The organism is Erwinia sp. B116 (genome assembly GCF_002865965.1).
Lineage (GTDB): Bacteria > Pseudomonadota > Gammaproteobacteria > Enterobacterales > Enterobacteriaceae > Erwinia.
In genome coordinates, this window is record NZ_JRZZ01000081.1 from 1 (window position 1) to 5,314 (window position 5,314).

Consider the following 5,314-nt stretch of genomic DNA (forward strand, 5'->3'; position numbering starts at 1 on the left):
GATGCGCCACGCTGCGTTCCGCATCCTCAGAAACCTGGCTGAACACCACGCCCGCCAGCGGCAGCGGTCGGTACGGGTTTAGTATCACCGACAGCGGGTCGGCGACGCTTTGCGGCGTACGCAGCAGCTGATCGGCCAGCGACAGCAGAAAGTTGTGCTGCGTGGAGTGGCAGACCTGCCGGATCCCCTGCGCGACCAGCTCCGGCGACAGGGCCTGAAGCTGTTGCATCAGCCCGTCGGCACGACACCCGGCAGGCAGCAGGCACCCGGCGGCCTGCGTGACGCGCCCTTCCGGCTTGCCGGCACGCGGGTGCAGTGACCAGACATACAGCGGCAGCTGCCAGCCCAGCGCTTCACTGCGTGCGCTAATCGCATATGCCAGAGCATCCAGGGTACCGTCAGAAGGAACGGGCAACGGTGGCTGAAGATGAGGATAAGACAGCTGGTCAAACGCCGATGTCACCCACACCAGCCCGTCTGCCGGGCGGCGGCGCAGCCTGCGCAGCGCGGTCAGCCAGGAATTATCGACCGGCGTATTGAGGTCACCGCCCCACAGCAGTAACGTGCCGCGATCTTCCTGCCAGAGCTGCTCCGTCAGGCCTGGGGTTAGCTGCTCCACTTCAGCGACGGTGCCGGTTATCAGCAGGATGCGGATTTTGCGGCCCCAGCGACGACCGTAGAGGTTACGCATGGCGTCGCGGAGGGTCTCGACGGTCACGTTGTCCGGGGCTTTCCGGTTAGGACGGGCTTCGTCCTGTGGCAGGGCATTATTCTGCTTGCCGGTTTCCCGGTGACGCCATTGCTTCACCAGACCCGTCAGTGCTGGGAAGTATCGCACGCCAAGAGCAAGGACGCCGATTAGCAAAAAACCGAGTACTTTTTCATTGTTGGTATCCAGCCAGATACGTTCTCCGTGATGCCAGATAAGCCCGGCCAGCGCAGCCAACAATAGCAGCAAAAAAAAGGTCAGCCCGCAGATACGTCCTGTTTTATTGAACAGATTCATCCTCACTCCCTGATGTGATGGTACAAATAAAATGTTCTGTGCCTGAAGAGGACAACGTCAGCCAGGATTGCTGACTGAGGCGGACAAAATCAGCCGCCAGCGCAGCGGCCAGCCAGGGCGAGCATGTCCCCTGTTTGCCACAGTAAGTTTCAACAGTCTGGATATCGCCAGGCTTCCAGCGAGCACCATGGGTATTGCCGATATTGAGGAGTTCGGCAGAATGCCCGCTCCATTTTTGAGCATCGCCAAGGATACCCACCGTTCGCAGCGCCTGGGTCTGCGTGGTGAGGAACAGCTGCAGTTCTTCGCCGAAGTGGTTCACATACCACGACGCAGGACGCAGCAGACGGGCCTGATGGGCAATGGAATATTTGAGGGCAACATCATCGCTGGTAAGCAGCAGTACAGCCAGACCATCGGAATAACGATCCTGCCCCTGCATCTGCACCACCAGAACCAGTTTAACCGTCTCATCGGGTTGCTTAATTCGCTCTGCAACCATGCTGAAAGCGAGCGTATCGGTAATAGTCGTCGATGGCGGTTCAGCGCATGTCGGGAAAATTGCCTGCCAGCACTCTGCGAATTGCGTGTGAAGATCTTGCCGGGATGCGTCAGGCTCATCGGTCAGTACCGTGACCTGGAGGGGTAATTCACCCGGCAGGGCAAGAACGGCCTCTGCAACGCTTGAAAGTAGAGCCGAAATAGCGGTGACAAAAACGGGTTTATCGTTCGGCAGATAATCAATCCGGCGAACCAGATCCCGATAGTGGGTTAGTCCCTTTGCTTTCTGCTGCAATAACGCAGCAGAGATCTGCTCAGGCAACATCACGCAACTCGCCATGACGGCCAGATAACGCCCGGCCCATGCCGCCCACTGCTGCTGCGCGTACTGCGCTTCACGTTGCAGAAAGTGATAACGATCCAGCTCGCGCCCGTAAAAGTAACCGCGCGCACTAAAAGCAATCAGCCACAGCACCACCGGGATCAGTGAAAACAGCCAGATACTCACCGAATTAATCGCGCTCAGCCTGCCGGAAGCATGGAGAATAAACAACAGGATAGCGGCGATCGCCGACAGCACGCCCCCCAGCAGCCAGTTACCCGATGCTGGCGGCAACGGTTGTTCAACCGTAAAAGGTTTTTGACGTTCCCAGTTCATTTTTTTATCCTGTGACGCAATCCGGTGCGCTTGAGATAACCTGACAGCCGCACTGGCATTGACAGCCATCCACGACAATCGCTTTGCCGTCTGATGACCATTCTGCAGAACCTTCCACAATCTGATTGGTTCCATGCCCCGTAACCGGGCAGCTGACTTTATCGCCAACCAGCGCGACTTTTTTGCCATTCACGATCGTGGTAGAGGTCGCGGAAATAACCTGACCACCGTGCGTGGTTTTATCACCGAGTAATACGAATCCTTTGGGCATAAGATATCCTTAATTTTTAATTAACCGAAGTGACAGCGATTATATCGCCACACCTGTTTTCACCGGCAATTGTGCTATCGAAATTACGCCTCCACTTCCTGCTGCAGGTGGACATTGATAACGTTAGTGTTCGATTCAGTAATGGTGGAGCCATCCACCCCACTGACTCTCTTTTTCAGACATTCATGTGATATATATCTGGCTTCAAGGGGAAATGGCTTCGTATACTGGGACGGGTTATTTATTTCAACATTTACCCATTTTGTATCCGCCGGTGGAGATAAAGTTTTATTAACAACCTGGCTAAGACTGCAACCGGTAGCAGAGAGAAAAACCAGGTAAACTGGCAGGGTCTTGATTTTTTTATACATTTCCCATTATCTCTTCTCCGTATCAGGTCATCCATAAAAGCATATACCCGACGCGCAAGAATAATAATTAATTAGCCTGGCACGCCTAATAGATAAAATGCTCCTGCCAGTCAGTTCACTCAGCCTTCATCCTATTGACCTTATCAAAATCCGGAAATACGGTTCCATCGGATGTAACACTACCATCTGGATATATTACCCCAGGGTAAATGTCTTTGATTTTTTCTTTTGGCTCAACATATCTAATTAATTTATTTTCACCTAACGAAGGCTCAAATAAAACATTGTTACCATTTGTAATCCTGTAGCTTAAAAAACTTTCCTTCCCATACAAAGACAGGTCTTTCAATTTCTTATTAAGATTCTACTCCGTTATATAAGGATAATACTTTGGCGATAGTTTCAAATCCCCTTGCACTGATCTATATTTCCCGTTTCGCGAAGCATCATTATCAAAAGCGAGGGCCACACCCACCGCCGTACCAGGGACAAGACCTTTGCCAAGATGTATCGCGTCTATATACTCGATACCTAAATTGACCGCACTCAACGTCCATTTACACGAACCACCACCGGTCTTAGCAACTTTTGCTTTCCAGGTATCCCCGCTTACTTGCTGCATAGGGATCCCAATAACGTTATAGCTGGGTTCTGTGATTACTGAACCATCAAATCCACTGATTCTTTTTTTCTTGCATTCATACGAGATGTATCTGACCTCAAGTGGGAAAGGTTTCGTATACTGAGACGAATTTCTTACTTCAATATTGACCCATTTTGTGTCCGCCGGTGGAGATAGTTTTTTATTAACATTTATACTTATGCTGCATCCAGACGAGGAAAACAACACCAGTGAAAGCAGAAGAAGTTTTGATTGGTTAAACACCTCCTATTTTTCCATTTTTCTGATGTCAGGATGAGTCGATCCATCAGATACAATAGTACCATCAGGATATATTATTTTATAATATGCGCCCACCTTATATTTTATTGGCGCAAGCATTTTTACAATTTTTGACTCATCAAGTCTTGGTGAAAATAAAACAATTACATCATCATTAACATTGTAAATAATTCTTTTTTGTATAAAATCTTCTTTACCAAAAAGTTCTAATGCATCAATTTTTTGAATTCTTTTGTTAGTATGAATCAAAGGGTAATAATTAGGTGTTAATTTAAAAACATTACCTACCTCCATATAAAACTGCCCATTTCTGGAAGAATCATTATCGAAAGCAAGCGTCGCACCTACAGCCGCTCCGGGTACAAGGTCTTTGCCAAGATGTGTTGCATCTATATACTCGATACCTAAATTGACCGCACTCAACGTCCATTTACACGAGCCACCACCGGTCATAGCAACTTTTGCTTTCCAGGTATCCCCGCTTTCTTGCTGCATAGGGATTACAATAACGTTATAGCTGGGTTCCGTGATAACGGAACCATCAAATCCACTGATTCTCCTTTTCTTGCATTCATACGAGATGTATCTGACCTCAAGTGGGAAAGGTTTCGTATACTGAGACGGATTTTTTACTTCAATATTGACCCATTTTGTATCTGCCGGCGGGGATGACGTTTTGTTTACGGTCCGGCTAAGGCTACAACCAGTAGCAGAGAATAACATCAGTGAAAGAAACAGCATCCTTGTTTTTTTATACATGTTCTATTTTACCATTTTTCTGATATCAGGATGGGTTGAACCATCAGATACAACCGTACCATCAGGGTAAATGATTTCATAGAATTCCCCCACCTTATACTCTTTCGGTGCTATCATTCTAACCACTTTGGATTCATCTAGCTTAGGTGCAAACTTAATACTTATCAAACCATCTGGATATAATATTCTTTTCTGTAAGAAATCTTCTTTACCAAAAATATTTAGAGAATCGTTTTTACGAATCATTTTATTAGTTTTAATCAACGGATAATATGTCGATGTAAAAAAAAGATTACTGTTAGATACAATATTAAACTGCCCATCACGAGAAGCGTCATTATCAAATGCAATTGTCACCCCAACAGCTGTGCCGGGTACAAGATCTTTGCCAAGGTGAGTAGCCTCAATATATTCAATACCCAGCGTTACGGCGCTTATCGTCCATTTACAAGAACCGCCGCCGGTCATGGCCACTTTTTCATTCCAGTAGTCACCATTCTGCTGCTGCATAGGGACTCGAATAACGTTATAGCTGGGTTCAGAGATAACAGAGCCGTCAAACCCACTCACTCTTTTTTTCTGACACTCATGTGATATATACCTGAGCTCAAGTGGGAAAGGTTTCGTATACTGAGACGGGTTCTTTACTTCAACATTAACCCATTTTGTATCTGGCGGTGGAGATAACGTCTTGTTAACAGTTCTACCTATGCTGCACCCTGACGATGAAAACAACATCAGGTAAAGCAGAATAATTTTTGATTGATTAAACATTTTCCATTACCTCTTCTCCGTATTGAGCAAACCGCAAAAGTGTATCGTTGCCTGACGGCATAGATAACGT

Annotated in this window: 6 protein-coding genes and 1 pseudogene; all 7 read right to left on the reverse strand. The window is 47.6% G+C overall.

Translation table 11 applies throughout. The features are described 5' to 3' along the window. A pseudogene (locus tag NV64_RS22420) lies at positions 1-1,006 on the reverse strand (type VI secretion protein VasK); the annotation flags it as partial. Further along, the gene (locus tag NV64_RS22425) at positions 990-2,165 is read right to left on the reverse strand and encodes a type VI secretion protein (protein ID WP_101506830.1); all 1,176 of its coding nucleotides are present in this window, start codon (positions 2,163-2,165) and stop codon (positions 990-992) included. The pseudogene NV64_RS22420 and the gene NV64_RS22425, both read right to left, overlap by 17 nt. 4 nt (positions 2,166-2,169) lie before the next feature. Next, positions 2,170-2,436 carry a PAAR domain-containing protein gene (locus NV64_RS22430; protein ID WP_072166336.1) on the reverse strand — a complete coding sequence of 89 codons (267 nt, stop codon included), beginning with the start codon at positions 2,434-2,436 and terminating at the stop codon, positions 2,170-2,172. A 486-nt stretch (positions 2,437-2,922) separates the two neighbouring features. After that, entirely contained in the window at positions 2,923-3,156 is a 234-nt protein-coding gene (locus NV64_RS24295) for a hypothetical protein (protein WP_233209079.1), read from the reverse strand. 15 nt (positions 3,157-3,171) lie between these two features. Then, on the reverse strand, positions 3,172-3,693 hold the full coding sequence (locus tag NV64_RS22440; RefSeq protein ID WP_233209080.1) for a hypothetical protein: 522 nt from the start codon (positions 3,691-3,693) through the stop codon (positions 3,172-3,174). A 3-nt stretch (positions 3,694-3,696) separates the two neighbouring features. Then, on the reverse strand, positions 3,697-4,206 hold the full coding sequence (locus tag NV64_RS22445; RefSeq protein ID WP_233209081.1) for a hypothetical protein: 510 nt from the start codon (positions 4,204-4,206) through the stop codon (positions 3,697-3,699). Between the two features lie 267 nt (positions 4,207-4,473). Further along, complete coding sequence (locus NV64_RS22450) at positions 4,474-5,244, reverse strand: hypothetical protein (RefSeq protein WP_056234970.1); 771 nt, start codon at positions 5,242-5,244, stop codon at positions 4,474-4,476. Between the last annotated feature and the right edge of the window lie 70 nt (positions 5,245-5,314).

Bases quoted from the DNA above. Each gene is read 5' to 3' on its own strand.
- NV64_RS22425 (WP_101506830.1), bottom strand. From the start codon at position 2,165: ATGAACTGGGAACGTCAAAAACCTTTTACGGTTGAACAACCGTTGCCG.
- NV64_RS22430 (WP_072166336.1), bottom strand. From the start codon at position 2,436: ATGCCCAAAGGATTCGTATTACTCGGTGATAAAACCACGCACGGTGGT.
- NV64_RS22445 (WP_233209081.1), bottom strand. From the start codon at position 4,206: ATGCAGCAAGAAAGCGGGGATACCTGGAAAGCAAAAGTTGCTATGACC.
- NV64_RS22450 (WP_056234970.1), bottom strand. From the start codon at position 5,244: ATGTTTAATCAATCAAAAATTATTCTGCTTTACCTGATGTTGTTTTCA.